The organism is Acidovorax sp. SUPP3334 (genome assembly GCF_030159055.1).
Classification (GTDB): Bacteria; Pseudomonadota; Gammaproteobacteria; order Burkholderiales; family Burkholderiaceae_C; genus Paracidovorax.
The window spans coordinates 77,010-102,810 of sequence record NZ_BQXQ01000013.1; the positions used below are offsets into that span (position 1 = coordinate 77,010).

General features: G+C 64.6%; 25 protein-coding genes, 1 tRNA gene and 1 pseudogene. 15 read left to right on the plus strand and 12 right to left on the minus strand.

The genetic code is table 11. The features are described 5' to 3' along the window. The first annotated feature begins 30 nt into the window (after positions 1 to 30). Positions 31 to 107 (plus strand) — tRNA-Val (locus AVHM3334_RS09625). A 445-nt stretch (positions 108 to 552) separates the two neighbouring features. Next, positions 553 to 813, plus strand: a complete 261-nt coding sequence (locus AVHM3334_RS09630) for a hypothetical protein (RefSeq protein WP_284411737.1) — start codon at positions 553 to 555, stop codon at positions 811 to 813. 351 nt (positions 814 to 1,164) lie between these two features. Here AVHM3334_RS09630 and AVHM3334_RS09635 read toward each other — a convergent pair whose 3' ends face one another. From AVHM3334_RS09635 to AVHM3334_RS09665, 7 genes are all read right to left on the minus strand, one after another. Then, positions 1,165 to 2,475, minus strand: a complete 1,311-nt coding sequence (locus tag AVHM3334_RS09635) for a citrate synthase (protein WP_284411739.1) — start codon at positions 2,473 to 2,475, stop codon at positions 1,165 to 1,167. 19 nt (positions 2,476 to 2,494) lie between these two features. Next, positions 2,495 to 2,794, minus strand: coding sequence for an FAD assembly factor SdhE (locus tag AVHM3334_RS09640; RefSeq protein WP_284411741.1), 300 nt, complete (start codon positions 2,792 to 2,794; stop codon positions 2,495 to 2,497). A 5-nt stretch (positions 2,795 to 2,799) separates the two neighbouring features. Continuing rightward, entirely contained in the window at positions 2,800 to 3,501 is a 702-nt protein-coding gene (locus AVHM3334_RS09645; RefSeq protein ID WP_272548188.1) for a succinate dehydrogenase iron-sulfur subunit, read from the minus strand. A gap of 27 nt (positions 3,502 to 3,528) precedes the next feature. Next, positions 3,529 to 5,337, minus strand: coding sequence for a succinate dehydrogenase flavoprotein subunit (gene sdhA / locus AVHM3334_RS09650; RefSeq protein WP_284411743.1), 1,809 nt, complete (start codon positions 5,335 to 5,337; stop codon positions 3,529 to 3,531). 28 nt (positions 5,338 to 5,365) lie between these two features. Next, complete coding sequence (gene sdhD / locus AVHM3334_RS09655) at positions 5,366 to 5,731, minus strand: succinate dehydrogenase, hydrophobic membrane anchor protein (protein WP_284411745.1); 366 nt, start codon at positions 5,729 to 5,731, stop codon at positions 5,366 to 5,368. A gap of 44 nt (positions 5,732 to 5,775) precedes the next feature. Next, complete coding sequence (gene sdhC / locus AVHM3334_RS09660; protein WP_092745397.1) at positions 5,776 to 6,210, minus strand: succinate dehydrogenase, cytochrome b556 subunit; 435 nt, start codon at positions 6,208 to 6,210, stop codon at positions 5,776 to 5,778. A gap of 135 nt (positions 6,211 to 6,345) precedes the next feature. Continuing rightward, a complete protein-coding gene (locus AVHM3334_RS09665) occupies positions 6,346 to 7,137 on the minus strand; it encodes a GntR family transcriptional regulator (protein WP_284411747.1) in 792 nt (263 codons plus the stop codon). Positions 7,138 to 7,354: 217 nt separating this feature from the next. Here AVHM3334_RS09665 and AVHM3334_RS09670 point away from each other — a divergent pair, with 217 nt between their 5' ends. From AVHM3334_RS09670 to acnB, 5 genes are all read left to right on the plus strand, one after another. After that, on the plus strand, positions 7,355 to 8,341 hold the full coding sequence (locus AVHM3334_RS09670) for a malate dehydrogenase (RefSeq protein ID WP_284411749.1): 987 nt from the start codon (positions 7,355 to 7,357) through the stop codon (positions 8,339 to 8,341). Positions 8,342 to 8,367: 26 nt separating this feature from the next. Continuing rightward, positions 8,368 to 9,144 (plus strand): trans-aconitate 2-methyltransferase, encoded by a 777-nt coding sequence (gene tam, locus AVHM3334_RS09675; RefSeq protein ID WP_284411751.1) that lies wholly within the window; start codon positions 8,368 to 8,370, stop codon positions 9,142 to 9,144. Further along, positions 9,141 to 10,151 (plus strand): HpcH/HpaI aldolase/citrate lyase family protein, encoded by a 1,011-nt coding sequence (locus AVHM3334_RS09680; protein ID WP_284411753.1) that lies wholly within the window; start codon positions 9,141 to 9,143, stop codon positions 10,149 to 10,151. Before tam ends, AVHM3334_RS09680 begins: the two co-directional genes overlap by 4 nt. A 57-nt stretch (positions 10,152 to 10,208) precedes the next feature. Next, positions 10,209 to 10,892: a hypothetical protein gene (locus AVHM3334_RS09685; protein WP_284411755.1), complete on the plus strand. Its 684-nt coding sequence runs from the start codon at positions 10,209 to 10,211 to the stop codon at positions 10,890 to 10,892. Between the two features lie 88 nt (positions 10,893 to 10,980). Beyond that, positions 10,981 to 13,566, plus strand: a complete 2,586-nt coding sequence (gene acnB / locus AVHM3334_RS09690) for a bifunctional aconitate hydratase 2/2-methylisocitrate dehydratase (protein WP_284411757.1) — start codon at positions 10,981 to 10,983, stop codon at positions 13,564 to 13,566. 60 nt (positions 13,567 to 13,626) lie between these two features. Here acnB and AVHM3334_RS09695 read toward each other — a convergent pair whose 3' ends face one another. After that, complete coding sequence (locus AVHM3334_RS09695; RefSeq protein ID WP_284411759.1) at positions 13,627 to 13,776, minus strand: hypothetical protein; 150 nt, start codon at positions 13,774 to 13,776, stop codon at positions 13,627 to 13,629. On the opposite strand from AVHM3334_RS09695, the pseudogene AVHM3334_RS09700 reads away from it, so the two are divergent. Further along, positions 13,775 to 14,272, plus strand: a pseudogene (locus AVHM3334_RS09700) (transposase); the annotation flags it as partial. The gene AVHM3334_RS09695 and the pseudogene AVHM3334_RS09700 overlap by 2 nt on opposite strands. A gap of 373 nt (positions 14,273 to 14,645) precedes the next feature. Further along, positions 14,646 to 16,058 carry a 30S ribosomal protein S12 methylthiotransferase RimO gene (gene rimO, locus AVHM3334_RS09705; protein WP_284411761.1) on the plus strand — a complete coding sequence of 471 codons (1,413 nt, stop codon included), beginning with the start codon at positions 14,646 to 14,648 and terminating at the stop codon, positions 16,056 to 16,058. A gap of 358 nt (positions 16,059 to 16,416) precedes the next feature. On the opposite strand, the gene AVHM3334_RS09710 is transcribed toward rimO, so the two are convergent. Then, positions 16,417 to 16,965: a hypothetical protein gene (locus tag AVHM3334_RS09710; RefSeq protein ID WP_284411763.1), complete on the minus strand. Its 549-nt coding sequence runs from the start codon at positions 16,963 to 16,965 to the stop codon at positions 16,417 to 16,419. On the opposite strand from AVHM3334_RS09710, the gene AVHM3334_RS09715 reads away from it, so the two are divergent. Next, entirely contained in the window at positions 16,952 to 17,125 is a 174-nt protein-coding gene (locus AVHM3334_RS09715) for a hypothetical protein (protein ID WP_284411765.1), read from the plus strand. The genes AVHM3334_RS09710 and AVHM3334_RS09715 overlap by 14 nt on opposite strands. Before the next feature lie 103 nt (positions 17,126 to 17,228). On the opposite strand, the gene efp is transcribed toward AVHM3334_RS09715, so the two are convergent. The 3 genes from efp to AVHM3334_RS09730 all read right to left on the minus strand — a co-directional run bounded on the left by efp (position 17,229) and on the right by AVHM3334_RS09730 (position 19,965). Continuing rightward, on the minus strand, positions 17,229 to 17,783 hold the full coding sequence (efp, locus tag AVHM3334_RS09720) for an elongation factor P (RefSeq protein ID WP_272552191.1): 555 nt from the start codon (positions 17,781 to 17,783) through the stop codon (positions 17,229 to 17,231). A gap of 170 nt (positions 17,784 to 17,953) precedes the next feature. Further along, complete coding sequence (earP, locus tag AVHM3334_RS09725) at positions 17,954 to 19,069, minus strand: elongation factor P maturation arginine rhamnosyltransferase EarP (RefSeq protein WP_284411767.1); 1,116 nt, start codon at positions 19,067 to 19,069, stop codon at positions 17,954 to 17,956. Then, positions 19,066 to 19,965, minus strand: coding sequence for a LysR family transcriptional regulator (locus AVHM3334_RS09730; protein WP_284411769.1), 900 nt, complete (start codon positions 19,963 to 19,965; stop codon positions 19,066 to 19,068). The genes earP and AVHM3334_RS09730 overlap by 4 nt, the downstream gene beginning before the upstream one ends. Positions 19,966 to 20,085: 120 nt before the next feature. On the opposite strand from AVHM3334_RS09730, the gene AVHM3334_RS09735 reads away from it, so the two are divergent. The 5 genes from AVHM3334_RS09735 (at position 20,086) to AVHM3334_RS09755 (ending at position 25,749) form a co-directional block, all read left to right on the plus strand. Continuing rightward, positions 20,086 to 21,321 carry a CaiB/BaiF CoA transferase family protein gene (locus tag AVHM3334_RS09735; RefSeq protein ID WP_284411771.1) on the plus strand — a complete coding sequence of 412 codons (1,236 nt, stop codon included), beginning with the start codon at positions 20,086 to 20,088 and terminating at the stop codon, positions 21,319 to 21,321. Continuing rightward, a complete protein-coding gene (locus tag AVHM3334_RS09740) occupies positions 21,318 to 22,322 on the plus strand; it encodes a hydroxymethylglutaryl-CoA lyase (protein WP_284411773.1) in 1,005 nt (334 codons plus the stop codon). The genes AVHM3334_RS09735 and AVHM3334_RS09740 overlap by 4 nt, the downstream gene beginning before the upstream one ends. 79 nt (positions 22,323 to 22,401) lie before the next feature. After that, complete coding sequence (locus tag AVHM3334_RS09745; protein WP_284411775.1) at positions 22,402 to 23,388, plus strand: Bug family tripartite tricarboxylate transporter substrate binding protein; 987 nt, start codon at positions 22,402 to 22,404, stop codon at positions 23,386 to 23,388. A 74-nt stretch (positions 23,389 to 23,462) separates the two neighbouring features. Then, on the plus strand, positions 23,463 to 24,530 hold the full coding sequence (locus AVHM3334_RS09750; protein WP_284411777.1) for a Bug family tripartite tricarboxylate transporter substrate binding protein: 1,068 nt from the start codon (positions 23,463 to 23,465) through the stop codon (positions 24,528 to 24,530). Between the two features lie 262 nt (positions 24,531 to 24,792). Next, entirely contained in the window at positions 24,793 to 25,749 is a 957-nt protein-coding gene (locus tag AVHM3334_RS09755; protein ID WP_284411779.1) for a MurR/RpiR family transcriptional regulator, read from the plus strand. Positions 25,750 to 25,801: the final 52 nt, after the last annotated feature.

Here is a 25,801-nt window from a genome sequence, read left to right on the forward strand (position 1 = left end):
CTGCTACAATCTCGTTTCTCGAATACACGCAGGCGCGTAGCTCAGCTGGTTAGAGCACCACCTTGACATGGTGGGGGTCGTTGGTTCGAGTCCAATCGCGCCTACCAAGTTTTCCTCTGAAAGAGACCAGCTTTCAGTAAATCAGAAAACTTGCAAAGACAGAGTTAAAAAATTCTTGATCGTTCAAGCCACCTATCGGTGGCTTTTTCGTTTCTGAGTTGCGTTGGCATTGGCATTGGCGTGGGCTGTCTGAGTCTCTCTCTTCAATTCGCTGCCCACTTGTCGTGGACACTGTGAACAACCTTTTGATTCCTCACCAAGCAATCCAGCAGAGTGGGCCCCTCGCTCACCGACATTGGCCATTCCATGATTTTTCTATCTACCGCTGAGACGAGTCCAGCGCGGTGATGCCTGCTTCATGTCGAATGGAACCTGTACCGTGAGCCTTGCAGCATTTCGAAACAGCGCCTTCAAAGGATGAGGCTATGGTGAGGCGGTTGGCTGCAGCTCGTTGCAGCGCGACAAGCACTATCGTTCAGGAGATATCGACGTATGGCACTCGTTCAATGCCCCGAATGCACCCGCCAGATTTCCGATCAGGCCCTGGCATGCCCAGGCTGTGGTCATCCAATGGCATCGGCTGCGCAGAAGCGTTCCGTTTTCGAATCGGGAGCCAATGAGGGGCGCCATTCCGGGACAGTGAAGGCCGGCATTGCAGGACTGACCGCGGACAGCCTGGGAGGCTGGGCTGCCCGGGCGTTGGCGGTCATCGTCATCGGCATTGTCGCGGTGGTGGCGGTTCTGAGCCGATAGTCGTATGAGGGGTGGTTTCACGCCGGTCTTTGATCGTGCGCGTGTTGGTTCCTGTCGTGATGCCTGCGCCTTCAATACCCTGGGTCGAATCGCCGTCGGATAAAACAATCCAGCAGGTTTGACCGACCAAGCCTGTGCCATGTTTGTGGACGGGTTGTACATTGCGGCAATCCGATAGATGGAGCCCAGGGCATTCAACCCGCGGCGCCATTGGGCGCCATCGGCTCACAGCCGCAATGCAATTCGCCCATGAAAAATGCCAGTCAGCATTCACTGACTGGCACTGCATATTCAACGCGCTTATTGTGGAACGGCCCAGCACTGAGTCTCAGCCGTCTCCAGTAGCGTGGCTTAGCGCTGGCCCAGCGGGCGCACGTCACGGCGTTCGGCGCCCACGAACAACTGGCGGGGACGACCGATCTTATATTCGGGATCGCCGATCATTTCGTTCAGTTGTGCAATCCAGCCCACGGTGCGAGCCAGCGCGAAGATGCCGGTGAACAGGTTGACAGGAATGCCGATGGCGCGCTGCACGATGCCGGAATAGAAGTCCACGTTCGGATAGAGCTTGCGCTGCACGAAGTAGTCGTCTTCCAGGGCGATCTTTTCCAGCTCTTTGGCCAGGGCGAACAGCGGGTCTTTTTCAAGGCCCAGTTCTGCCAGCACTTCATTGCAGGTTTCCTGCATGAGTTTGGCGCGTGGATCGTAGTTCTTGTACACGCGGTGACCGAAGCCCATGAGCTTCACACCGGAGTTCTTGTCCTTGACCTGCTTGATGAACTCGCCGATCTTTTCCACGCCGCCCTGGGCCTGGATGTCATGCAGCATGTTGAGGGCCGCTTCATTGGCGCCACCGTGGGCGGGACCCCAGAGGCAAGCCACGCCAGCAGCGATGGCGGCGAACGGGTTCGTGCCCGAAGAGCCGCACAGGCGCACCGTGGAGGTGGATGCGTTCTGCTCGTGGTCGGCATGCAGGATGAAGATGCGGTCGAGCGCGCGTTCGAGCACTGGATTGACCTTGTACTCTTCGCACGGCGTGCCGAACATCATGCGCAGGAAGTTGCCGGCATAGCTCAGGTCGTTCTGCGGATACATGTAGGGCTGGCCCACACCGTACTTGTATGCCATCGACACCAGCGTCGGCATTTTCGCTATCAGGCGGATGGCCGAGATCTCGCGGTGCTGGGGATTGTTGATGTCCGTGCTGTCGTGATAGAACGCGGACAGCGCACCGACCAGACCCGTCAACACAGCCATCGGGTGGGCATCGCGGCGGAAACCACGCAGGAAAAACTGCATCTGCTCGTTGACCATCGTGTGCTTGGTCACGCTGTCGCTGAACTCGGTCTTCTGGGCGGGGTTGGGCAGCTCGCCCTTCAGCAGCAGGTAGCAGGTTTCCAGAAAGTCGCATTGCGTGGCCAGCTGTTCGATGGGGTAGCCGCGATACAGCAGTTCGCCCTTGTCGCCATCGATGTAGGTGATCGACGACTGGCACGCTGCGGTGGAAAGGAAACCGGGGTCATACGTGAACATGCCCGTCTGCGCGTACAGCTTGCGGATATCGACCACGTCGGGGCCGATGCTGCCTTGGTACACGGGGAGTTCCACGCTGGGGCTGCCGTTGCTGAACGATAGCGTTGCCTTGTTGTCTGCCAGTTTCATTTCCAGTTTCCTTCTGTTGTTAGCCTGCAAGCGGTGGAGGGGGTGCTGACGCTCTGCGGCGCAGCTGTTCAAGCACTTCCTTGACGTCCCCTGTATCGATCTCTCCCGAAGGTTCCTTGCGCAGCAGCAGCAGGTCCAGCAGGTCGTTGTCGGAGAGGTCCATCAAGGTCGTGAGACCTTGGGCCTGGCGCTGAGTCAGGCGCGAGCCGTACGTGGCAAAGAACTGCTCGATGAACAGATCGTTTTCCACCAAACCGCGGCGGCTGCGCCACTTCAGCTTGGCAGCCTCGCGTTCGTCGAGCAAGTCTTCGTCGGCCATTGCGATCAGATGGCGCGACGCACCATCAGTTCCTTGATCTTGCCAATGGCCTTCGTGGGATTGAGTCCCTTGGGGCACACATCCACGCAGTTCATGATGGTGTGGCAGCGGAACAGGCGATAAGGATCTTCGAGGTTGTCCAGTCGTGCACCGGTCGCTTCGTCGCGGCTGTCCGCAATGAAACGGTACGCCTGCAGCAGCCCTGCGGGGCCCACGAACTTGTCGGGGTTCCACCAGAAGCTGGGGCAGCTCGTGGAGCAGCTGGCGCACAGAATGCACTCGTAAAGTCCATTGAGCTCATCGCGCTCTTCCGGGCTTTGCAGGCGTTCTTTCTCAGGCGTGATGCCTTCTGTGATGAGGTACGGCTTGATCGAGTTGTACTGCTTGAAGAACTGCGTCATGTCCACGATCAGGTCGCGGATCACGGGCAGGCCGGGCAGGGGCTTGAGCACGATGGTGCCCTTGAGCGTGTTCATGTTGGTGAGACATGCCAGGCCGTTCTTGCCGTTGATGTTCATCGCATCGGAACCACACACGCCTTCGCGGCATGAGCGACGGAACGAGATGGACGGGTCTTGCGCCTTGAGCTTCACCAGGGCGTCCAGCAGCATGCGCTCATGGCCGTCGAGTTCGATCTCGACGGTCTGCATGTAGGGCTTGGCGTCCTTGTCCGGATCGTAGCGGTAGATTTGAAAGGTGCGCTTCATGGTGTTCTTTCTCGTGGGCTTGTAGGGTCAGAACGTACGGACCTTGGGGGGCACGCTGTCGACCGTCAAAGGCTTCAGGTTCACGGGCTTGTAGGTCAGGTTGTTGCCAGCGCTGTGCCACAAGGTGTGTTTCATCCACTCTTTGTCGTTGCGGCCCAGCGGGAATTCCGCGTGGTCGGCCGGGTGCTCGTAGTCATACACGGTATGGGCGCCGCGGCATTCCTTGCGGGCTGCAGCGGAGGTCATCGTGGCCTGCGCCACTTCGATGAGGTTGTCCACTTCCAGGGCTTCCATGCGTGCCGTGTTCCAGACCTTGGACTTGTCCTTGAGCGTGACGGAGCCGACGCGATCGCGGATGGCGTTGATCTTGAGCACGCCTTCGTCCATGCTTTCCTGCGTGCGGAACACGCCGGCATGCTGCTGCATGGAGGCGCGGATGTCGTTGGCCACGTCCTGCGCGTAGGTCCCTTCGTTGGAATCCTGCAGCTGGTTCAGGCGAGCCAGGGTGCGTTCAGCGCCGTCGGCCGGCAGGGGCTTGTGCTCGCCGCTGCCCTTGATCATGTCCACGATGTGGCGGCCGGCGGACTTGCCGAACACCAGCAGGTCGAGCAGCGAGTTGGTGCCCAGGCGGTTGGCGCCATGCACCGATACGCAAGAACATTCGCCCACGGCGTACAGACCGTTCACGACCTGGTTGTGGACGTCGCCGTTCTGGATCACCACCTGACCATTGATGTTGGTCGGAATGCCGCCCATCTGATAGTGGATGGTGGGCACCACGGGAATCGGTTCCTTCGTGATGTCGACGTTGGCGAAGTTGACGCCGATCTCATACACGGAAGGCAGGCGTTTGTGGATCGTCTCGGCACCGAGGTGGTCGAGCTTGAGCAGCACATAGTCCTTGTTGGGGCCGCAGCCACGGCCTTCCTTGATTTCCTGATCCATGGAACGGGAAACGAAATCGCGGGGGGCCAGGTCTTTCAGCGTGGGTGCGTAGCGCTCCATGAATCGTTCGCCATTGCTGTTGAGCAAGATCGCGCCTTCGCCACGGCAGCCTTCCGTCAGCAGCACGCCCGCCCCGGCCACGCCGGTGGGGTGGAACTGCCAGAACTCCATGTCCTGCAGCGGGATGCCGGCGCGCGCCGCCATGCCCAGGCCGTCGCCGGTGTTGATGAAGGCGTTCGTCGACGCTGCAAAGATGCGGCCAGCGCCGCCGGTGGCCAGCAGCACGGCCTTGGCCTGCAGTGCATACAGTTCGCCGGTCTCCAGCTCCAGCGCGGTGACGCCGACCACGTCGCCATCGGCGTCGCGAATCAGGTCCAGTGCCATCCATTCGACGAAGAAGTTGGTCTTCGCCTTGACGTTTTGCTGGTACAGCGTGTGCAACATCGCGTGGCCGGTACGGTCGGCTGCGGCGCATGCGCGCTGAACCGGCTTTTCGCCGTAATTGGCCGTGTGGCCACCGAAGGGGCGCTGGTAGATGGTGCCGTCGGGGTTGCGGTCGAACGGCATGCCGAAGTGTTCGAGTTCGTACACGACCTTGGGCGCTTCGCGGCACATGAACTCGATGGCGTCCTGGTCGCCCAACCAGTCGGAGCCCTTGATGGTGTCGTAGAAGTGATAGTGCCAGTTGTCCTCGCTCATGTTGCCGAGCGATGCGCTCACGCCGCCCTGCGCCGCAACGGTGTGCGAGCGGGTGGGGAACACTTTGGACAGGGAGGCCACGTTCAGGCCGGCCCGGGACAGCTCAAGAGCGGCGCGCATGCCGGAGCCGCCGGCACCGATGATGACGACGTCGAACTTGCGCGTGGTGATGTTCGCTTTGGTGTAGCTCATTGTTGTTGCCTTCAGTCGCGGGAATGGATCAGAGACGCCAGAGGATCTGGATGCCCCAGCCGGCACAGCCGACGAGCCAGAAGATCGCGACGGCCTGCAAGGCCAGGCGCAGGCCCACGGGCTTCACATAGTCCATCAACACATCGCGCGTGCCGACCCAGACGTGCCAGGCGAGGCCGACGATGACGGAGAAGGTGAGAACCTTCATCCATTGCGCCGAAAAGATGGAAGCCCAGCGGTCGTAGCCGATGGGGCCTTTGGTCAGCAGCACTTGCGCCAGCAGGATGACGGTGAAGAGCGCCATCAGGGCAGCGGTCACGCGCTGGCTCAGCCAGTCGCGCGTTCCGTAGTGGGCACCGACGACGATGCGCTTGGAGCCGTAATTCACGGACATAGGAAATCCTTTTTTTGTGGGGTTCGTGGGAGTGTCGGTGTGGCTCAGTACAGGCCGAACAGCTTGGCGCCCAGCACGAGAGTGAGTGCGATGCTGATGACCAGCGTGGCCGTGGCGGACTTCGCGCCGAAGTTCTTGTTCACGGCGTCATGGCTGATGTCCATCCAGAGGTGGCGCAGACCGGCGATGAAGTGGTGCAGGTAGGCCCAGATGAGGGCCAGCACGACGAGTTTGAGAAACCATCCTGGCACGAAGCCAAGGCCGACCACGAAGGCCGCCTTGAATCTGCCGAACGAGATTTCCGAAGACACCGAGGTGTCGAACATCCACAGGATGAAGGGGAGCAACACCAGCATGATCACACCGCTGACGCGGTGCAGGATCGACACCCATCCCGCCGCAGGAAGGCGGTAGGTGGGCAGGTCCGTGAGGGCATTGATGTTGCGGAATTCAGGCCGCTTTTTGGCGATCTCGGTCATGGCGGTGCTTTCGTGGATGTAACTGCTTTGTTATTTCGCGCGAACGAAACAACCCAAAATTCTATTGCAATGCAACAACCGCAGTATTTCGGTACGGCGTAATTTCGCCCGGCGGTATCCGCGCCTACCCGCGGTTCAGCTCAGCTCGTTGTGATAGTGGTGCGTATCGGTGCGGTAGAGACCCTTGCGTAACTCCATCGGAACTTCGTTGTAGGTATAGGCAATGCGCTCAACGCTGAGCAAGGGCGTGCCGGGCGCCACCTGCAGCAGCCGGGCCTGTTCTTCGTCGGGCTGCACGGCACGCAGCTTCTCATCGGCCCGCACCATTCTCACGCCGAAATCGATTTCGAACATGGCGTAGGTGGGGCCCTGGTAGCTGGACATCTGTTCGGCGGTGAGCCCCTTGAAGGCCTGTCCAGGCAACCAGATTTCCTCCAGGATGGTGGGCACGTCGCCGAACGACAGGATACGCTTGGCATGCACGACGGCGTCACCGCCCCGAAGTGCCAGGGCCCGCGCGATCTCGGCGCTTGCGCGGATGCGGCGGCAGTCGATGATGTGGCGCTGCGCTGGCCCCTCGACGCTGGCATCGCCCGAATCGGGCATGAGCTTCAAGAACCGGTATTGGACGTGCCGTTCGGCGTGGGTCGCCACGAAAGTGCCTTTGCCTTGGCGGCGAACGACGAGGTTTTCCGCAGCCAGTTCGTCGATGGCCTTGCGCACGGTGCCCTGGCTGACGCGAAAACGTGCGGCCAGCTCCATCTCGCTGGGGATGGATTCACCCGGTTTCCACTCGCCATGCTGCAGGCTGTGCAGGATGAGTCCCTTGATTTGCTGGTACAGGGGACTGAATGCCGGCGTGGGCGCACCAATGCTCCCTGCAGCGGCTGCAGGGTTGTCGGAGGCGGCAACCGGGGAGGTAGACATGGGCTTATCGAGAGGCGGCAGGCGCGAAGCATCCGGGAAGGTTTCGTGCACTGGCGATGCAGGATGATATCTTATATAAGACATAAGACAAATTGACCGGCCTCGGATTTCAGCAGTACACTCGGGAGCTGTTCTGCAGGGCACGGGCTGCTTGGTTTGACTGGCGCTGGTGCATTGACTGCACCGACACCCGTTTTTCCACTTTCTGGAGTTTTTCATGAGCAAGAAGCCCGTCCGTGTTGCTGTTACCGGCGCCGCTGGTCAAATCGGTTACGCCCTGCTGTTCCGTATTGCCTCCGGCGAAATGCTGGGCAAGGACCAGCCCGTCATCCTGCAATTGCTCGAAGTGCCTGTCGAAGGCCCGCAAAAGGCGCTCAAGGGCGTGATGATGGAACTCGACGACTGCGCCTTCCCGCTGCTGGTCGGCATGGAAGCCCACAGCGATCCGATGACGGCTTTCAAGGATGCGGACTACGCCCTGCTGGTCGGCTCGCGCCCCCGTGGCCCCGGCATGGAACGTGCCGAGCTGCTGGCCGTCAACGGCGCCATCTTCACGGCCCAGGGCAAGGCACTGAACGCCGTGGCCAGCCGCAACGTGAAGGTGCTGGTCGTCGGTAACCCCGCCAACACCAACGCTTACATCGCCATGAAGAGCGCGCCCGACCTGCCGCGCAAGAACTTCACCGCCATGCTGCGCCTGGACCACAACCGTGCTGCCAGCCAGATCGCCGCCAAGACCGGCAAGGCCGTGGCCGACATCGAAAAGCTGGCCGTGTGGGGCAACCACTCGCCCACGATGTACGCCGACTACCGCTTCGCCACCATCAACGGCGAAAGCGTCGCCAAGATGATCAACGACCAGGAATGGAACGCCGACACGTTCCTGCCCACGGTGGGCAAGCGCGGCGCCGCCATCATCGAAGCGCGCGGCTCTTCCTCGGCGGCTTCGGCCGCCAACGCCGCCATCGACCACATGCGCGACTGGACCCTGGGCACCAACGGCAAGTGGGTCACCATGGGCGTTCCTTCGGATGGCCAATACGGCATTCCCAAGGATGTGATGTTCGGCTTTCCCGTCACCTGCGAAAACGGCGAGTACAAGGTCGTCGAAGGCCTGGAGATCGACGCATTCAGCCAGGAACGCATCGACAAGACGCTGGCCGAGTTGCAAGGCGAGCAAGACGGCGTGAAGCACCTGCTGTAATTTTTTCCTCTCTCGTTTCGTTCTCCATGCTCGACTGGAATCCCGCGCTTTATCGCCGCTACGAGGACGAGCGCACGCGTCCGGCCCACGAACTGCTCGCGCGGGTGCCCCATCCCGCACCGGTCCACGTGGTGGACCTGGGCTGCGGGCCCGGCAATTCCACCGAGCTGCTGGTGCGGCGCTTCCCCGAGGCGCGAGTCACCGGCATCGACAACTCCGAAGCCATGCTGGTCAGCGCGCGGGAGCGCCTGCCCGGTGTGGACTTCGTGCTGGGCGATATCGCCCGCTGGGTGCCCGACGTTGCGCCCGACCTGATTTACGCCAATGCCTCCCTGCAATGGGTGGCAGAGCATGAAACGCTCATTCCGCGTCTGTTCGACAGCCTCGCCCCGGGTGGCGTGCTGGCGATCCAGATGCCTGATAACCGCCAGGAACCCACGCACCGCCTGATGCGTGAGGTGGCCGCCGAGGCGCCGTGGCGCGAGCCCATCGGGGACGCCGATGCGTTGCGCACCGAGCTTTTCGGCATTGGCCGCTATTACGACTTGCTGGCGCCGCGCGCCGAACGCATGGACGCATGGCACACCGTGTACCAGCACGTGATGGAGTCGCCTGCCGCCATCGTCGAATGGGTGCGTGCCACGGGCCTCAATCCTTTCATCGATCCGCTGTCCGACCCGCTGCGCGAAAGCTTCCTGGCCGAATACCAACGCCGCGTCGATGCGGCGTATGCCGTGCGCAGCGATGGCCGCCGGTTGCTGGCGTTCCCGCGCATGTTCATCGTGGCGCAGCGCCCGTCATGACCGCAGCCGGCGCCCACCCCGCCACGGTGCTCATGGGTGCCCAGGCCAGCCCCGTGCGCTTGCCGGTCTGCGACCACTACAGCGGCGTGGCAGCGCGCATGCGCAAGAGCCTGGAGCTTCAGGCCGCCATGGCGGCCGAGTTCGGCCACTGCGTGTTCGATGTGACGCTCGACTGCGAAGACGGCGCTCCCGTCGGACAGGAGCGCGAGCACGCCAGTTTGGTGGCCGACCTGGCTCGCACCGCGCAGCCCGGCGCCCGGGTCGCGGCCCGCGTGCATGCCGTGGATCACCCGGCATTCGCCGAGGACATGGCCACGATTGCCGGCGAAGCTGCCGCCCACCTTTGCCACATCATGGTGCCGAAGGTCGAGTCGGTGGAAGACGTGCTCCGTGCCGAAAGGGCGTTGCTGGCCGCGTCGGCCGGGCAGGTGCCTTTGCATGTGCTGATCGAGTCGCCCCAAGCCGTGCACCACGCCTTCGAGATCGCCGCGCATCCGCGCGTGCAGTCGATCAGCTTCGGCCTGATGGATTTCGTGTCCGCGCACGGTGGCGCGATTCCTGCCCAGGCCATGGGCTCGCAGGGACAGTTCGAGCACCCGCTGGTCGTGCGCGCCAAGCTCGAAATCGCTGCGGCCTGCCACGCCCACGGCAAGGTGCCCTCGCATTGCGTGGTGACCGAATTCAACGATGCCGATGCCCTGCGCGCTGCAGCCGGCCGCGCCGCGCGCCAGTTCGGCTACACGCGCATGTGGAGCATCCATCCCGCGCAGATCCGTCCCATCCTGGAGGCGTTCGCGCCAGCGCAGGAAGAGATCGCGCAGGCTGCCCAGCTTCTTTCCACCGCCGCGCACGCCGACTGGGCTCCCGTCAGCGTGGATGGCGTATTGCACGACCGCGCCAGCTACCGCTATTTCTGGCAGGTGCTGGAGCGTGCGCACCAGACCGGCCGCGTGCTGCCCACCGAGGCACTGGCGTGGTTTGCATCGCCGGCCGCAGGCCCTGCCTGAGCCGTCTCGACCGACAACGTTTCCCCACCCCTACATCTCCTTTTCGTCGGAGTTCCCATGAAAACCTTCATCGCTTCTGCATTGATGCTGCTGGCCCCTGCGCTCGTGATGGCGCAAGACGCCGCTCCCGCCAAACCCGCACCGGCCAAGACCCCTGCGAAAGCTGCACCTGCCAAGGCCGCGCCTGCCAAGGCAAAAGAAAAGTCCACGGAAGCCAAGCCTGCGGCCAAGAGCGCAGCGAAGCCTGCCGCCACGTCCAAGAAGGCCTCCAGCAGCCGCACCCAGCTGAAGAGCGCGACCAATCAGGTCGCCACGGGCATCATCGCCGCCGAGGCCGCGTTGACCCCGCAAGAACTGGCGATTGCCGAGCGCGTGCACACCGGCCACATTCCTTGCGAACTCGGTGCGTCCGTGCACATCGAAGCCGACGCCAAGTCGCCTGGCCACTTCCGCATCGACGGCAAGGGCTTCAATTACTACATGTCGCCGATCGCGACGAGCACGGGTGCGGTGCGCCTGGAAGACCAGAAGGCCGGCGCCGTCTGGATCCAGATCGCCAACAAGTCGATGCTGATGAACCAGAAGCTCGGCCAGCGCCTGGCCGACGAGTGCATGAGCCCGCAGCAAGTGGCCGTGACCGAATCGATCAAGAAGAACCCGCAGCCGAGCCTGCTGGAGGCGCTGCCCGCGACCGCTCCTGCAACGGCCTCTGCCCCGGCCGCGCCAGCGCCGGCCCAGTGATCGCAGAGGCCCCGGGTGCGTGCCGCACCCGGGCCTGCACGGCGTGCACCGCCGACCATCACCCACTAGAAACCCACCGGAGAAAAACATGTTGAAAGCCTACCGCGACCATGTGGCCGAACGCGCCGCACTGGGCATTCCACCCTTGCCGCTCACGGCCACGCAAACCGCCTCGCTGATCGAACTGCTGAAGGCGCCGCCCGCTGGCGAGGAAGCCACGCTCGTGGAGCTGATCACGTACCGCGTGCCCGCCGGTGTGGACGATGCCGCCAAGGTCAAGGCGAGCTACCTGGCCGCCGTGGCGCACGGCACCGAAAAGTGCACGCTGATCGGGCGCGAGAAGGCCACCGAACTGCTGGGCACCATGCTGGGCGGCTACAACCTCACGCCGCTGATCGATCTGCTGGACGATGCCGCCGTGGCGTCCGTCGCGGCCGAAGGCCTCAAGAAGACGCTGCTGATGTTCGACCAGTTCCATGACGTCAAGGAAAAGGCCGACAAGGGCAACGAATTCGCCAAGGCCGTGCTGCAAAGCTGGGCCGATGCCGAGTGGTTCACGAGCCGCCCCGAAGTGCCGCAGAGCATCAAGCTCACCGTGCTCAAGGTCACCGGCGAAACCAACACCGACGACCTGTCGCCCGCGCCCGATGCCTGGAGCCGTCCCGACATCCCGCTGCATGCGCTGGCCATGCTCAAGAACAAGCGCGATGGCATCACGCCCGAAGAGGACGGCAAGCGCGGCCCGGTGAAGTTCATCGAAGACCTGCGCGCCAAGGGCAACCTCGTGGCCTACGTGGGCGACGTGGTGGGCACGGGTTCCAGCCGCAAGTCGGCCACCAACAGCGTGCTGTGGTTCACGGGTGAAGACATTCCCTACGTTCCGAACAAGCGTTTCGGCGGCGTGTGCCTGGGCTCCAAGATCGCTCCGATCTTCTACAACACCATGGAAGACGCGGGCGCGCTGCCCATCGAACTGGACGTGAGCCAGATGAACATGGGCGACGAGATCGAGTTGCTGCCCTATGCCGGCAAGGCGCTCAAGAACGGGCAGGTCATCGCCGAGTTCGAGGTCAAGAGCGAAGTGCTGTTCGACGAAGTGCGCGCCGGTGGCCGCATTCCGCTGATCGTGGGCCGCGGCCTCACCGCCAAGGCGCGCGAGTCTTTGGGTCTTGCGCCTTCGACGCTGTTCCGCCTGCCGCAGAATCCGGCCGCCACGGGCAAGGGCTTCACGCTCGCCCAGAAGATGGTCGGACGCGCCTGCGGCCTGCCGGAAGGCGAAGGCGTGGTGCCCGGCACCTACTGCGAACCCCGCATGACCTCGGTCGGCTCGCAGGACACCACCGGCCCGATGACGCGCGATGAACTGAAGGATCTGGCCTGCCTGGGCTTCAGCGCCGACCTGGTGATGCAGTCGTTCTGCCACACAGCGGCGTATCCGAAGCCCGTGGACGTGAAGATGCACCACGAGCTGCCAGACTTCATCAGCACGCGCGGCGGCATTTCGCTCAAGCCCGGCGACGGCATCATCCACAGCTGGCTCAACCGCATGCTGCTGCCCGACACCGTGGGCACCGGCGGCGACTCGCACACGCGCTTTCCGATCGGCATCAGCTTCCCCGCCGGCTCCGGCCTGGTGGCGTTCGCTGCCGCCACGGGCGTGATGCCGCTGGACATGCCGGAATCGGTGCTGGTGCGCTTCAAGGGCGCGCTGCAACCCGGCGTGACGCTGCGCGATCTGGTGCATGCCATTCCGCTGTACGCCATCAAGGCTGGCCTGCTGACGGTCGAGAAGAAGGGCAAGAAGAACATCTTCTCGGGCCGCATTCTGGAAATCGAAGGCCTGCCGGACATGAAGGTGGAGCAGGCTTTCGAGCTGTCCGACGCTTCGGCCGAGCGCTCGGCCGCCGGCTGCACGGTGCGGCTGAACAAGGAGCCGATCATCGAGTACATCAACTCGAACATCGTGCTGCTCAAGAACATGATCGCCCAGGGCTATGCCGATGCGCGCACCATCACGCGCCGCATCAAGGCCATGGAAGCCTGGCTGGCCAATCCCCAGTTGCTGCAGCCTGACGAAGACGCCGAATACGCCGCCGTGATCGAGATCGACCTGGCCGAGATCACCGAGCCCATCGTCTGCTGCCCGAACGATCCCGACGACGCCAAGACGCTGTCGGACGTGGCCGGCGCCCCGATCGACGAAGTGTTCATCGGTTCTTGCATGACCAACATCGGCCACTTCCGCGCGGCCTCCAAGCTGCTGGAAGGCAGGAAGGACATCCCGGTCAAGCTGTGGATGGCTCCGCCCACCAAGATGGACGCGCACCAGCTGACCGAAGAAGGCCATTACGGCGTCTTCGGCGCAGCCGGCGCGCGCATGGAAATGCCCGGCTGCTCGCTGTGCATGGGCAACCAGGCGCAAGTGAAAGAGGGCGCGACGGTGATGTCCACCAGCACCCGCAACTTCCCCAACCGCCTGGGCAAGAACACCAACGTGTACCTGGGCTCGGCCGAACTCTCGGCCATCTGCTCCAAGCTGGGCCGCATTCCCTCCAAGGAAGAGTACCTGGCGGACATGGGCGTGCTCAGCCAGAACGGCGACAAGATCTACAAGTACATGAACTTCGACCAGATCGAGGAGTACAAGGAAGTCGCGGACGGCGTCGCCGCCTGAAGGGCGCTCGCCCGATGACGAAAGCCCGCTTCGGCGGGCTTTCGTCATTTGCTATTGAATTTATAGCGCAATGCCGCCGTCTTTATTCTGTCCTGAACAACTCGCAAGTTGTTGATCCTGCTTGCAGTTCTTGGGGTTGATGGCCGCAGCCTTTGCAAGGTATGGTTCTGCCAATACCTGTTTTCTTGCAAATTCCTCCGGAGATTCCATGGGTCCGAAGCCTTCGCAGCCGCAAACGGCCGAGCTGTTCCGTCCAAGGTTGGACGAGCAGATCAACATGCGTCACCCGCTTGTGCGGCTGGCCGCACTGATCGACTGGGCCGAGATCGAGCGCACCTTCGCGGTCACGTTCACGTCCGTACGAGGCCGACCCGCGTTGCCGCCGCGGCTGGTGGCTGGGCTGCTGTACCTGCAGCACGCCTTCGATGCCTCTGACGAGGCAGTGGTGAACACCTGGGTGGAGAACCCGTACTGGCAGTTCTTGTGTGGCGAGACCTACCTGCAGACCGAGGCGCCCATCGACCCGTCCAGCCTGACGCGCTGGAGAAAGCGCGTTGGAGAGGAAGGCGTGCAGACGCTGCTGGCGGCCAGCATCGAGGCCGCCCGGCGCGGTGGCGTCGTGCGTGCCTCCAGCGTGGACAGTGTGATCGTGGACACGACCGTCATGCCCAAGGCCATCGCCCATCCCACCGACAGCCGGCTGCTGTCACCGACCGCCATATAGGAGCCAGTCCGTGATCGGCATGTAGGAGCCAGTTGCGGATCGGCATATTGGAGCCACCGCTGCTGACGACTCTCCTTCGCGCATGCGCTGTACGGCCAGCATGCGCATTTCTTCCAACACATTGTGGGCCAGGGTGCGTCCGTCTCGTTTCATGCTTTCAATGAAAGCACCGATCGCCGCACTGCGCAAGAGAGTGTTCTCTAAGTTACTGACTTATGAGTAATTCATGCCGGATCAATAATAGGATCAGAGCCCCGAATTCGAAGGTATAGATCAAGTATGTCTGTGATCAATTCGCGGCCTGGCTTACAATTCGCGCGCCTGCTCATCCGCCAGGTCGTCCCGCGAAATCCAAATGAAATCAGATAGTTATGATGCAGTTGCAAAGCTAGAAGCCGCCAAAACTCCGAAGATTGGCTTCATAAGTCTTGGCTGCCCCAAGGCCCTGACCGACTCCGAACTGATCCTCACGCAACTGAGCGCCGAGGGCTACCAGACCTCCAAGACCTTCAAAGGTGCCGATCTCGTCATCGTCAACACCTGCGGCTTCATCGACGATGCCGTGCGTGAAAGCCTGGACACCATCGGCGAGGCGCTGGCCGAGAACGGCAAGGTCATCGTGACCGGCTGCCTGGGCGCGCGTGCCGGCGAGGGCGGCGGCAACCTGGTGCGGCAAATGCACCCCAGCGTGCTGGCCGTCACCGGCCCCCATGCCACGCAGGAGGTGATGGATGCCGTCCACCTCAACCTGCCCAAGCCGCACGATCCGTTCATCGACCTGGTGCCGGGCAATTTCGGCGTGGCGGGCATCAAGCTCACCCCCAGGCATTACGCGTACCTCAAGATCAGCGAGGGCTGCAACCACCGATGCACCTTCTGCATCATCCCCTCGATGCGCGGCGACCTCGTGTCGCGCCCCATCGGCGATGTGCTGAGCGAGGCCAAGGCTCTGTTCGAAGGCGGCGTGAAAGAGCTGCTGGTGATCAGCCAGGACACCTCGGCCTTCGGCGTCGATGTGAAGTACCGCACCGGTTTCTGGGACGGCAAGCCCGTCAAGACCCGCATGCTGGAGCTGGTGCAGACATTGGGCGAAATCGCCGAGCCCTACGGTGCGTGGGTCCGCCTGCATTACGTGTACCCCTACCCGAGCGTTGACGAAGTGGTGCCCCTCATGGCCACGGGCAAGGTGCTGCCTTACCTGGACGTGCCCTTCCAGCACAGCCACCCCGACGTGCTCAAGCGCATGAGGCGCCCCGCCAGCGGCGAGCGCAATCTGGAGCGCATCCAGCGCTGGCGCGAGGCGTGCCCCGAGATCGTCATCCGCAGCACCTTCATCGCCGGTTTTCCGGGCGAAACCGAAGAGGAGTTCCAGCACCTGCTGGACTTCGTGCGCGAGGCGCAAATCGACCGTGCCGGCTGCTTCGCCTACAGCGACGTGAACGGCGCCGTGGCCAACGAATTGCCCGGCATGCTGCCCATCGAGTTGCGCCAAGAGCGCCGCGCGCGCTTCATGGCCGTGGCCGAGCAAGTGTCCGCCGCCAAGCTGCGCGGCCGCGTGGGCGCCACCATGCAGGTGCTGGTCGATTCCGCGCCGGCCCTCGGCCGAAAGGGCGGCACGGGCCGCACCTACGCCGATGCGCCCGAGATCGACGGCGTGGTGCATCTGCTGCCGCCCGAGAAGATCAGCAAGACGATGAAGGTGGGCGAGTTCACCCGGGCTCGCATCGTGGGCACGCAAGGGCACGATCTGGTGGCCGTGCCGATCTGACCGATGCCGCTGCCGCACGCACAGGCGGGCATTTGCCCTGGCCTTGGCTTGCAGTGCGGCGGGCGCCGTGGTTTCAGGGCCAGAGGCCGTTGCTGGTACCAGCAGCACCGGCAGCCGTCAGGTGGTTCTGCTCCAGTGTCCAAAAGCCTCGCGGTGTATCTGGAGTCGCCGCCTCCGGACTCCGAGGACGGCAATAGCTGCGAGGTTTCTGCGGCAGCTTGGGTCCCAGCCGAGGCGGCGGGTGAGTCGGCGCCACGGATCAAAAACGTGCGTTGACCCATCGACTGGCCCGGTACCGGTCGGGCTGCGGTGTCGGCGTACCATTGCTCCAATGTGCCTGCGGCCCGCTGTCATGGGTTCAGTTGGTCGGATAAGCCGTCAGCAGGATCCACTGGCCTTGGACCAATTTGAAGTCGAGCTGGATTTTCTTATGCTGCGATTTTGTTTTGGAGGTGCACTCGCCTTTGGCATTGGCTGCCGTGCAGTTGAAGCCACCGATCATGTCTTTTTTCAATACGCTATAGACCGTCACCTTCTGCCGCGCTTTCGTACCGGAGCAAGCAATGGCATCACCCCGGAATTTTTCCGGGTTCTGGTAGTTGTTCCAGACGTTGCTGTATTCCCCGATGCTCGTGAACAGCGTCTTGCCGGTCTGGCTGGAGCCCTTGGGCGGCGTAGCGCCGAAGATGTGCTGATTGAGGTGGCCACCAGCGTCGTTGTTGTTGCTCGAAACGGCACTTGCCTGCACCGAGGCGATGGTGCGGCATTCCACGGCGTGAGCGGGGCGGCTAAGTCCCGGCGCCATCAGCAGCGCGGCCATGGCGGAGAGCGCGAAGGGGGGTTTGGAAGAGAAAAAGCGGATCGGATGCATGCAGGCTCCCTGGGTGTTTTTGATGGAAATCGCCACCGGAAAGCCTCGGCAATTCCTCACCCTTAAACCCCACATGCCATGGCAACCGGGATTCTTGCAAGGGCTGCGTACTGTCAGCGTTCCGGTGGTTTCCATTCTGGAAAAATTCCCCTTGCCGCGCTCTGAAGATTGCGTGAATCCTCCTGAAATTGGCTGAAACCCGGAACACAGATCCATGGAGCGCTGAAAGAAAAAAGACAAAAAAAGGGCTCCCGTACAACGGGAGCCCTTTTTGGGGATTGGGATCGGTCGGCTGCCGATCAGACGCGTTTGCGGTATTCGCCCGTGCGGGTGTCGATTTCGATCTTGTCGCCCTGGCTCACGAACAGCGGCACGGGCACTTCGAAGCCGGTGGCGATCTTGGCGGGCTTGAGCACCTTGCCGGACGTGTCGCCCTTGACGGCGGGCTCGGTCCAGGTCACTTCGCGTTCCACGCTGGTGGGCAACTCGACCGAGATGGCCTTGCCGTCATAGAACACCACTTCGACGGTCATGCCGTCTTCCAGGTAGTTCAAGGCGTCGCCCATGTTCTCGGCTTCGACTTCGTACTGGTTGAACTCGGTGTCCATGCAGACGTACATCGGGTCGGCGAAGTAGGAGTAGGTGCACTCCTTCTTGTCCAGGATCACGTTGTCGATCTTGTCGTCGGCCTTGAACACGTTTTCGGTGCCGAAGTTGCCGATCAGGCTCTTGAGCTTCATGCGGACCGTGGCGGCGCCGCGGCCACCGCGGGCGTATTCGGTCTTCAGGACGACCATGGGGTCCTTGCCGTGCATGATCACATTGCCGGCGCGGATTTCTTGAGCGATTTTCATAGCAGATTGCTGGGCTGGGGTTGAAGCCGCTCTACGCGCCGGGGCGCTGCGGGCGCTGCCTGAGAGATGCAGCGCAAGGTCCGAGCGCCAGCGCATGTTCCGCGGCGGGATGCGCCGGCTGGTCACTTCGTCAGAAAGTGCCGCCTTGGATTGGCGCAAAACCGTGGATTTTAGCTTTTTTCGGCCACGAACCCCAGCAATTGGGTCAACAGATCGTCCTGCGCCAGCAGCCGTGCCCGCGCGGCCTGCACCGTTTCGCACCATTCCTGCAGGGTGGCGGTGTCCAGCGCGGGCAGGGGCCCGCCCCGTTCGATGCCGTTCCAAATCGCATGAAAGCGCCGCAGGGAAGGGGGCGCCTGCAGCCAATCCAGAAACGCCTGCAGCTTGGCGTGGTGGGAGTCGTCGTCCTGCGGATAGATGTGCCACACGAGCGGCTGGCCGGCCCAAAGCGCCCGCACCAGAGAGTCTTCGCCGCGCACGCAATTGAGATCGCACGCCCATAACATTTCGTCGAAGGCAGGCTGAGGACAGGGAGTCAAGTATGAAATTGATAGCAGAGTGCCGGCGTATTCATTGCGCTGGAGGTCGATTGGGCTCACATTCTCCAGCGCCCGCACCGCCGCCGCCGCGCGGCCGGGCGTGACCAGCAGATGGGCGCCGGGCCGCTGCTGCAACTGGCCCAGCATTTGGGGCAGCGCGGGCGGCTCGTAGCAAAAGAGCGAGACGGCGAGCGCATCGGCCGCGACCCCTTTGCGCGCCCGCCAGGCGCCGCGGTCGAACGCACGCTGCCGCGCCATCAAGCCCGGCTCGCGCAGAAGGCCGCCGGTGCGTTCGGTGAAACCGGGGTAGAAAAACCACCGCGTGCAGCCGGCGCCGGGGCCGGACATCAAAAGGGATGGCAGGCGGTGGCTGCGCTCCACGTAGGGTTCGGCGCTGAGGTATTCCAGGTTGATCCACAAGCTTTTTTGGCCTCCAGCGCTGCGTGGATCTGCGATGGATGCTATGAAATCAGGAGCAATTTCGCAGCCGAAGGCTTCCAGCACCACGTCGCCCGGGCCATCGGGCGGGGCGTGCGCGGGCCAGGGCAGCACCTGCACGCCCGGGGCTCCGTCCGGGGCCATCCAGGCGAGTGCGCTGGGGTCGTCCGTCCACAGCCGTACCGAATGGCCGCGCGTTCCCAGGTCGGCGGCGAGGCGCCAGCAGACGCCGATGTCGCCGTAGTTGTCGATGACCTGGCAGAACAGATCCCAGCGCAGGGGGGGCGTCACGGTGCTCGTAGGATTCATGCCTGGTCTCCGGCCGTCGCACGCAAGTGGTCCACCAGCAGCCGCGCAACGCTGGAAAGCGACTCCTCGGACCGCACGCACAGCGAGAGTTGCCGGTGCGCCCACGGCTCGGCAAGCGTCACGGGCCGAAGGGCGAGGGGGCTCAGGTACAACTGGGCGCTGCCGCGTGGCAGCACGCCCACCCCCAGGCCGGCCGAGACCATGAGGCACAGCGCGTCGTAGCTGGTGACCTGGATGCGCAGGCGCAGCGGCAGGCCCGCTTGCGCCGCGGCGCGCGTCAGCAGGTTGTTGATGGCGCTGCCCGGGTGCACGCCCACGAAGTCGAAGGCGAGCGCTTCGGCCAGCCGCACCGAGCGCCGCCGCGACAGCGGGTGCCCCTTGGGCGCGATCAGCACCAGTTCGTCGGTGCGGTAGGGCAGCAGCGTGACGCCCTCGCCGTAGCTGCCGTGGTTGAGGATGCCCACGTCCGCCGCGTTTTCGGCCACCGACTGGGCGATGGCGGTGCTGATCTGCTCCTGCAGCCGCACCTGCACCTGGGGGTGCGCCGCCATGAAGGCCGGCAGTTCGGCCGGCAGGAACTGCGTGATGGCCGAGATGTTGGCCACCACGCGCACCTGGCCGCGCACGCCGGCCCGGAAGTCCCGCATCTGCAAACCGATGCCGTCCAGCTCGTTGAGCACGCCGCGCGCCATGTTCAGCAGCGCATAGGCGGCGTCGGTGGGTTCGGTGCCGCGGTTGCTGCGGCTGAAGAGTTCCACCTGCAGCGTGCCTTCCAGCTCGGCGAGCCGGCGGCTGGCGGCCGAGGGGGCGATGTGCTCGCGCGCCGCGGCGCGGGCGATGGCGTTTTCTTCCATCACCGCGACGAAAAGGCGCAGGGAGACCGGGTCGAGCTTCATGGGCGCCGATGGTAATGCGCCAATGCACCGGCCATGCCGTTTTGCGATGGCGGCGTCGCGCATCGGGGTTTTGCAGCGGGCGGGCGGCGCGGCATGATCCGCGCCATTCCAAGGAGACACATGACGAACGAAACGGAGCCTGCTGCGGCGCCTGCATCCGCCAACGCCCCGGCCGCCCTTGCGGGGGTGCGGGTGATCGAGATGGGCCAATTGATCGCCGGGCCGTTCTGCGGCAAGACGCTGGGCGAGTTCGGGGCCGACGTAGTGAAGATCGAGGCGCCGGGCGCGGGCGACCCGCTGCGCAACTGGCGCCTGATCAAGGAAGGCACGTCGGTGTGGTGGCAGGTGCAGTCGCGCAACAAGCGCTCGCTGGCGCTGGACCTGCGCCAGGCCGAGGGCCAGGACATCGCGCGCCGGCTCATCGCCGAGGCCGACGTGCTCATCGAGAACTTCCGCCCCGGCACGCTGGAGGGCTGGGGCATGTCGCCCGAGGCGCTGCATGCGCTCAACCCGGGGCTGGTGATCCTTCGCATCTCGGGCTATGGCCAGACCGGGCCATACCGCGATCTGCCGGGCTTCGGCGTGATCGGCGAGGCCATGGGCGGCCTGCGGCACCTGACGGGCGAGCCGGGCCGGGTGCCGGTGCGGGTGGGCGTGTCCATCGGCGACACGCTGGCGGCGCTGCACGGCGCCATCGGCGTGCTCACGGCGCTCTACCACCGCAAGGTGAACGGCGGCCAGGGCCAGGTGATCGACGTGGCGCTGCACGAAGCGGTGTTCAACGTGATGGAAAGCCTCATCCCCGAGTACAGCGCCTTCGGCGCGGTGCGCGACGCGGCCGGCAGCGCGCTGCCGGGCATCGCACCGTCCAACGCCTACCCGTGCACCGATGGCTGGGTGCTGGTGGCGGGCAACGGCGACAGCATCTTCAAGCGGCTGATGGAGACGATCGGCCGGCCCGACCTGGCGACGGCCCCGGACCTGGGCAGCAACGCCGGGCGCGTGGCCCGCGTGGCCGAGATCGATGCCGTCATCGGCGCCTGGACGGCCCCGCGCACGGTGCAGGCCGTGCTGCAGGGGCTGGGCGCGGCACGCGTGCCGGCCGGCAAGGTGTACACCGCGCAGGACATCGCCGAGGACCCGCATTACCGCGCCCGCGACATGCTGCTGCCGCAGACCACGCGCGACGGCTATTCGGTCGAGGTGCCGGGCATCGTGCCAAAGCTGTCGGGCACGCCGGGCACGATCCGCTCCAGCGCGCCGCACCTGGGCGACGACACCGATGCGGTGCTGGCCGAGGCCGGGCTCACGGCCGATCAGATCGCGCTGCTGCGCAGCAAGGGAGTGATTCAATGACGCCCATCGAAAGCGGGCCACGGCCTGGCGTCTGGCATGGCAACGGCCGGCGCATCCACCTGCAGGAAGTGGGCACGCGCGACGGCCTGCAGATGGAGCAGGCCTTCGTGCCCACGGCAGACAAGATCGCGCTGGTGAATGCGTTGTCCGACGCGGGCCTGTCGAAGATCGAGGTGACGGCTTTCGTCTCGCCCACGGCGATCCCGGCGTTGCGCGATGCCGAGGTCGTCATGCGCGAGATCGCGCGGCGGCCGGGCACGGTGTACAGCGCGCTGGTGCCCAACGTGCGGGGCGCCGAGCGCGCCATCGAGGCCCGCACCGATGAGCTGAACCTGGTCATGTCAGCCAGCGAAACGCACAACCTGGCCAACCTGCGCATGGGGCGCGAGCAATCGTTCGCCGCGCTGGCGCAGGTGGTGGCTACGGCGCAGGCCGCTGGGGTGGCGGTGAACGTTTCGCTGTCGTGCGCGTTCGGCTGCCCCATGGAGGGCGATGTGGCGCAGGAAGCGGTTTTCGGCTGGGTGCAGCGCTTTGCCGACCTGGGGGTGCGAGGGATCACGCTGTGCGACACGACCGGCATGGCCTACCCGACGCAGGTCGAGCACCTCACCGCCGCTGCCCGTGCGCGCTGGCCGGGCGTGGATTTCACCCTGCATTTCCACAACACGCGCGGCCTGGGCCTGGCGAACGTGCTGGCTGCCATCGATGCGGGGGCGGACCGCTTCGATGCGTCCCTCGGCGGCCTGGGCGGCTGCCCGTATGCGCCCGGCGCTTCGGGCAACGTGTGCAGCGAAGAGATCGCGCACGCGCTCCAGCTGATGGGCTACGACACGGGTGTGGATCTGCCGACATTGATCGCGGCGGCCGGGCGCCTGCCTGGCCTGATCGGCCACGACATTCCGAGCCAGATCGTGAAAGCCGGGCGCCGGCTCGACCTGCACCCGGTGCCCGAGGGCTTCGAGGCGATCCGCGAGCGGGCCCTGGCGCGCGCCTCGCCCTGATCGAGCCGCCAGCGGCAGCGCCAAGAGCAGAGCAGAGCAGAGCAAACCACGACAACAAAAGACGAAGGAGACAAACGCCATGCCCATTCCATCCATTTCCCGACGCGGGGCGCTGGCTGCGCTGGCGGCATCGCTGTGCGGGGCCGCAGGCACTGCTGCGGCGCAGGCCGGCTATCCCGGCCGCGCGATCACGCTCGTGGTGCCGCAGCAGGCCGGTGGCGCCAACGATGCGATCGCGCGCGTGGTGGCGCAAAAGCTGTCGGAGCAGCTCGGGCAGCCCGTGGTGGTGGACAACCGCCCCGGCGCAGGCGGCAACGTGGGCACGGCGGCAGCGGCGAAGGCCAAGCCGGACGGCTACACGCTGCTGCTCACGGCCGACAGCGCGCAGGTCATCAACCCCTGGCTGTACCAGCACACGGGGTTCGATCCGGTGAAGGATTTCGAGCCGGTGGCGCCCTTGGCCACGGCGGGCTATGTGCTGGTGGCCCATCCGGCGTTTCCGGCCTCCAACGTTGCCGAGCTGGTGGCACTGGCCAAGGCGCGGCCGGGCCACTACGCCATCGCCTCGGCCGGCAACGGCACGCTCAACCACCTGATCGGCGAGATGCTGCAAAAGACCGCCGGCATTTCGCTGCAGCACGTGCCGTACAAGGGCTCCGCCGCAGCCGCGACCGACGTGGTGGGCGGGCAGGTGCCGTTGTCGGTGCAAAGCCTGCCGTCGTCCATCGCGTTCATCAAGGCCGGCAAGCTCAAGGTGCTGGGCGTGGTCAACACGCAGCGCGTGGCGGCGTTGCCGGACGCGCCCACCCTTGGCGAGACGCTGTCGGGCTTCGGGCAGACGCCGTGGTACGGGCTTTTCGCACCTGCGGGCACGCCCCCCGCCGTAGTGGCACGGCTGCAGGCCGAGGTGGCCAAGGCGCTGGAGCAAAAAGACGTGGCCGACCGGCTGGCCGCCGTGGGCTGCGAGCCCTTCAAGGGCGGCTCCGCACAACTGGCGGCCTTGGTGCGAGACGACTTGGCGCGCTGGGGCCGGGTCGTGAAGGACACCGGGGCCAAGCTGGATTGACGACCGATGCACCGCCACCAGCGCGGCGCATCGGAGCGATTTTTCGAACATTTCAAAAACCAAGGAGACAGTGCATGGCACAGACAGACACGACGATCCCGGCCTTTCCTCAGGCCACTTCCCTGGGCGCTTCCCCGGTCACTTCCCCGGGCAGTGCGAGCCGCTTCGCAGCGGCCCTGGCCCACTCCCTGCTGGCTGCAGCGCTGGCTACCGCGTTCGCCGGCACGGCCTGGGCGCAGGGGAGCGGCTACCCGATCAAACCCGTCACCCTCGTCGTGCCCACGGCGGCCGGGGGCACGACGGACCTCTCCGCACGCATGCTGGCGCAAACGCTCGGCCCGGTGCTGGGCCAATCGGTGGTGGTGGACAACAAGGGTGGCGGCAACGGCAGCATTGCGGCCTCCGCCGTGAAGCGGGCCGAGCCGGATGGCTACACGCTGCTCATGCAGTACTCGGGCTACCACGTGATTTCGCCGCTGCTCACCCGGCAAAAGCAGTGGGAGCCCACCGACTTCCAGCCGATCGCGAACGTGCTGTCGGCGCCGCAGATCATCGTGGTGCGCGACGGCCTGCCGGTGAAGACGCTGGCGGAATTGATCGCCTACGCCAAGGACCATCCGGGCAAGCTCAACTACGCCTCTTCAGGCAACGGGTCGCTGCAGCATGTGACCGGCGCCATGCTGGAGCAGCAGGGCGGCATGAAGATGGTGCATGTGCCCTACAAGGGCACGGGCCCCGCGCTGCAGGATCTGCTGGGTGGACAGGTGGACCTGACTTTCGGCACCGCGCCGCCGTTCATGCCGCACATCCAGGCGGGCAAGCTGCGGGTGCTGGCAGTCACGGGCAAGGAGCGCCTGGCCAGCCTGCCGAACGTGCCCACCACGGCCGATGCGGGCTACCCCAAGGTGGATGCCACCTCATGGTTCGCGCTGTTCGCACCGGCCAACGTGCCGAAGTCGGTGATCGACAAGCTGGTGGCCGATGTGCGCACCGTCGTGCAAAACCCTGCGTTCCAGCAAAAGGCCCAGGAGCAGGGCGCCACGGCCGATTACCAGGGGCCGCAGCCGCTCGCGGAACGGGTCAAGTCCGACTTGGCCAATTGGGCGCAGGTGGTGAAGGCGTCGAAGATCGAGGCGGACTGAAGAGCGGTTGACAGGACGGCCGGGTCGACCGCCCTCGGCACGTGATGGATGGAAAGCCCTGCGCACCCTGCGCAGGGCTTTTTTCATGGGGCCATTCGGTGCGTCCGCTGGCGCTCCACCCATTCGAGACGGGATGGTGAGAAGGCGGCCCATTCACGGCTTTGTAAAAATTCTTTGAATGATTGAATTTTTTCTTTAATATGAAAACGTTGTAAATTTTTTATCAAAACACCAGTCGCTCTTTCGGCCTTTCGCCGCCTTTATGTCCGCCGCACCTGAACCGAGCAACGAAGCCGCGACCATCGCCATCCGCATTGGCCGGGTGCGGCCGACGCTGACGCGGTCGCACCAGCAGATGGCCGACTACGTGCTGGCCCACCCGTTGCAGGCAGCGACCATGCCGATCGACGAACTGGCGGCGGCGGTGGGGGTTTCCATCGCCACGGCCAACCGGTTCGCGCGGGCCATCGGGCTGGACGGCTACCCCATGCTGCGGGCCGAACTGGTGCGCGGGTTCGAAGCCATGCTGGCGCCCATCGAGAAGATGCGCATCAAGCTGGAAAAGCCCAGCAGCATCGGCGATGTTTTCGCCGCCGCGCTGGAAGAAAGCCAGCGCAACATCGCTGCCACGCGCGAGGCGCTGGACCCGGCTGCCTGCGAAGCGGCGGTGCAGGCCATCGTCGGGGCGCGGCGCATCTACCTCGCAGGCTTTGGCGCCAGCGGCTGGCTGGCCGGGCTACTGCAGCGCGGGCTGGACGCGCATTGCGACGGCGTGCACCTGCTGGCCGGCGTGGCCGGTGCTTCCTACGGTGCGCGGATGCTGCCCCGCATGGGGGAGGACGATCTGTTCATCGCCATCAGCTATCCGCGCTACCTGACCGACACGGTGGTGCTGGCGCAGGGCGCGTACGAGCGTGGCGTGAAGGTTCTGGCACTCACCGACGGGCTGCATTCGCCCCTGGTGCCCTTCGCCCATGGCTGCCTGTTCGCGCAGACCGAAAACCAATACGCCGCCAATTCCGAGTCGTCGGCGCTGGCCATGATCGAAGCGCTGACCAGCGCCGTGGCGCACCAGGCGAAGGAGTCGGTGAAGACCGCCGCGCGCATGACCGAGGCCGTGCTGCCCTGGCTGCACGACAGCTCCCGCACGCGCCTGGCGCCGCGCTCGGCCGATGCCGCAGGCAAGAAGGGCGATGCCAAGGGGAACGGCCGCGCCTAGCCGCAGCCGCCGGTTCTTTCCTGCTCCCCATTGCGTCCTTTTACCCGGAACC

Coding starts and splice junctions, on each gene's coding strand:
- AVHM3334_RS09630 (WP_284411737.1), top strand. CDS start 553: ATGGCACTCGTTCAATGCCCCGAATGCACCCGCCAGATTTCCGATCAG.
- AVHM3334_RS09635 (WP_284411739.1), bottom strand. CDS start 2,475: ATGAAACTGGCAGACAACAAGGCAACGCTATCGTTCAGCAACGGCAGC.
- AVHM3334_RS09640 (WP_284411741.1), bottom strand. CDS start 2,794: ATGGCCGACGAAGACTTGCTCGACGAACGCGAGGCTGCCAAGCTGAAG.
- AVHM3334_RS09645 (WP_272548188.1), bottom strand. CDS start 3,501: ATGAAGCGCACCTTTCAAATCTACCGCTACGATCCGGACAAGGACGCC.
- sdhA (WP_284411743.1), bottom strand. CDS start 5,337: ATGAGCTACACCAAAGCGAACATCACCACGCGCAAGTTCGACGTCGTC.
- sdhD (WP_284411745.1), bottom strand. CDS start 5,731: ATGTCCGTGAATTACGGCTCCAAGCGCATCGTCGTCGGTGCCCACTAC.
- sdhC (WP_092745397.1), bottom strand. CDS start 6,210: ATGACCGAGATCGCCAAAAAGCGGCCTGAATTCCGCAACATCAATGCC.
- AVHM3334_RS09665 (WP_284411747.1), bottom strand. CDS start 7,137: ATGTCTACCTCCCCGGTTGCCGCCTCCGACAACCCTGCAGCCGCTGCA.
- AVHM3334_RS09670 (WP_284411749.1), top strand. CDS start 7,355: ATGAGCAAGAAGCCCGTCCGTGTTGCTGTTACCGGCGCCGCTGGTCAA.
- tam (WP_284411751.1), top strand. CDS start 8,368: ATGCTCGACTGGAATCCCGCGCTTTATCGCCGCTACGAGGACGAGCGC.
- AVHM3334_RS09680 (WP_284411753.1), top strand. CDS start 9,141: ATGACCGCAGCCGGCGCCCACCCCGCCACGGTGCTCATGGGTGCCCAG.
- AVHM3334_RS09685 (WP_284411755.1), top strand. CDS start 10,209: ATGAAAACCTTCATCGCTTCTGCATTGATGCTGCTGGCCCCTGCGCTC.
- acnB (WP_284411757.1), top strand. CDS start 10,981: ATGTTGAAAGCCTACCGCGACCATGTGGCCGAACGCGCCGCACTGGGC.
- AVHM3334_RS09695 (WP_284411759.1), bottom strand. CDS start 13,776: ATGGAATCTCCGGAGGAATTTGCAAGAAAACAGGTATTGGCAGAACCA.
- rimO (WP_284411761.1), top strand. CDS start 14,646: ATGAAATCAGATAGTTATGATGCAGTTGCAAAGCTAGAAGCCGCCAAA.
- AVHM3334_RS09715 (WP_284411765.1), top strand. CDS start 16,952: ATGGAAATCGCCACCGGAAAGCCTCGGCAATTCCTCACCCTTAAACCC.
- efp (WP_272552191.1), bottom strand. CDS start 17,783: ATGAAAATCGCTCAAGAAATCCGCGCCGGCAATGTGATCATGCACGGC.
- earP (WP_284411767.1), bottom strand. CDS start 19,069: ATGAATCCTACGAGCACCGTGACGCCCCCCCTGCGCTGGGATCTGTTC.
- AVHM3334_RS09730 (WP_284411769.1), bottom strand. CDS start 19,965: ATGAAGCTCGACCCGGTCTCCCTGCGCCTTTTCGTCGCGGTGATGGAA.
- AVHM3334_RS09735 (WP_284411771.1), top strand. CDS start 20,086: ATGACGAACGAAACGGAGCCTGCTGCGGCGCCTGCATCCGCCAACGCC.
- AVHM3334_RS09740 (WP_284411773.1), top strand. CDS start 21,318: ATGACGCCCATCGAAAGCGGGCCACGGCCTGGCGTCTGGCATGGCAAC.
- AVHM3334_RS09745 (WP_284411775.1), top strand. CDS start 22,402: ATGCCCATTCCATCCATTTCCCGACGCGGGGCGCTGGCTGCGCTGGCG.
- AVHM3334_RS09750 (WP_284411777.1), top strand. CDS start 23,463: ATGGCACAGACAGACACGACGATCCCGGCCTTTCCTCAGGCCACTTCC.
- AVHM3334_RS09755 (WP_284411779.1), top strand. CDS start 24,793: ATGTCCGCCGCACCTGAACCGAGCAACGAAGCCGCGACCATCGCCATC.